Genomic DNA, 1686 nt, shown 5'->3' with positions numbered 1-1686 from the left:
ACGCCCGTGGCGCTGCCTAATCCGAGGTCTCACAACGCGCAGAGCCCATTCACGGGCGTGCCAGAGGGCTTTTGCGTGGTTCTGCGGCAAGTCACCGGAAGCGCGACGGTGTGAGCATTGCTCTTACGGCTCTGACGTCTCGCTCTCCAGCTGCGCCTGCAGGATGGCGATCACCTGAGCTGCGCGGCCGCCGGGCAGCGGGCGTCCCTCGTTCAGCATGGCTTCGTCGTTCTCGACCCAGGCAAACGCTTCCGCGACCTCCGCCTTGGTCGCTCCCGTTGCGATCACATCGACGAGCACCTTCTCATCGACATTGCCAAGGACTGCCGCAGCTTCGGCGCGTGTCACGCGGTCCGTCATGCCTGCCTCCTGAGCTGTGTTAGAGGCCGTAGAACGGTTTTCGAGCACATGGGTTGCGCCAGCAGGCTCTTGTGGAGCTTCTCCAGCGTGGTCCGCGCTTCGCACCGAATCCGGCCTGATCGGCTGTTGTGAGTTCTTTGCGTTCGCGGCGAACTGACCGGCGAACTCGGCCGCCTTGGCCAGGGCAGCAGCTTCGTTCTCTGCCTCCCCACCGGCGTCCTTGATCATGACGGTCAGCGAGAGCCATTCGGCAAACCGGTCAGAGTGCACCGAGACGAGGTAGACCAACTCGCCGGTCTGTGGATCCGGGCCGGTGTCGACCGGTGCAACTTCCCAACGCATCACTCGATCGGTCCCGTAGCGGAGCCGGCAGGCGCAAAGCGCCTGCCGGCCAGCATACTACTCCGCGAGAGCCGGCTCGGCAGCCTTGCGCCGGCTGCGCGGCTTGGTCGGCGCTTCGGCCGCCTTCTTGCGGGTGCCTCGGCTCTTGGGGGCCTCGGCCGCCGGTGCCGGTGCGCTCACCGTCTCAGCCGTCGCGGCAGCCTTGGTCGCCGCCTTGTTGCGTTGTTGGCCGAGGCCGAGGCTCTTGGCGAGCGAGGAGCGCGCTTCCGAGTAGGAGGCCGACACCATGGGGTAGTCCCGAGGCAGGCCCCACTTCTCCCGGTAGCTCTCGGGTGTGAGGCCGCGGATCGTCAGGTGGCGGCGCAGCGTCTTGTAGAGCTTGCCATCCTCGAAGCTGATCAGCGCGTCGGCCGTGATCGACTTCTTGATCTGAGCTGGCGTGAGCTTGACCTGCGGCTCGCTGGTCTCCGGGGTCTGGCTCAGCCCCGCCACGGCAGCATGCACGCTCGCGATGAGGCCGGGTAGATCGCCCGCGGATGCATGATTGTTGGACAGGTAGGCGGCGACGATCTCGACCGTCAGGTCGATGTGGTTGCTGCTGGATGCTTCGGCAGTGTCAGACATGCAGAACTCCTTCCTCGATCTCTTGGCTCACACACCTGCAAAATCCATACTTGCCGGCAATTGGCGCGGGCAGAAAACGTCTACTTTCCCACAGGCGTATTGATCCAGTCTGACCAAATCCCGGCGAGGCAGCCGCACAGAGCTCTCTCTGTTCACCAGCATCTGGTTGAGAGTCGTTGCGCTCAACGGTCAGTCACAGTCTGTCCTCAAGGCTTCATCATCCAGCTTGCCGCATGGCGGCGTCAGCTGCGCGATAGTGGATCATCAACCCACTTTGCAGTGAGTTGCGTACCGTCTGAGGAGCAAGGGAACGCTCTGCCGCTATTCCGGGTAAGCTTGAGCGCAAAGCCATGTGCAGGT

Annotated in this window: 2 protein-coding genes; both read right to left on the bottom strand. The window is 63.8% G+C overall.

What is annotated here, in order from left to right; translation table 11 throughout:
- Nucleotides 1-123: 123 nt before the first annotated feature.
- Nucleotides 124-702 carry a hypothetical protein gene (locus MOX02_RS32885; protein ID WP_306424541.1) on the bottom strand — a complete coding sequence of 193 codons (579 nt, stop codon included), beginning with the start codon at nt 700-702 and terminating at the stop codon, nt 124-126.
- 57 nt (nt 703-759) lie between these two features.
- Entirely contained in the window at nt 760-1326 is a 567-nt protein-coding gene (locus MOX02_RS30460) for a Ros/MucR family transcriptional regulator (RefSeq protein ID WP_147029486.1), read from the bottom strand.
- Between the last annotated feature and the right edge of the window lie 360 nt (nt 1327-1686).

Origin of the sequence: Methylobacterium oxalidis (assembly GCF_007992195.1) — a bacterium.
Taxonomy (GTDB): Bacteria; Pseudomonadota; Alphaproteobacteria; order Rhizobiales; family Beijerinckiaceae; genus Methylobacterium; species Methylobacterium oxalidis.
This window is presented reverse-complemented; position numbering and strand designations above follow the sequence as displayed.

What these genes read in the sequence shown, in the direction of transcription:
- MOX02_RS30460 (WP_147029486.1), bottom strand. Translation starts at nt 1,326, where the DNA reads ATGTCTGACACTGCCGAAGCATCCAGCAGCAACCACATCGACCTGACG.
- MOX02_RS32885 (WP_306424541.1), bottom strand. Translation starts at nt 702, where the DNA reads ATGCGTTGGGAAGTTGCACCGGTCGACACCGGCCCGGATCCACAGACC.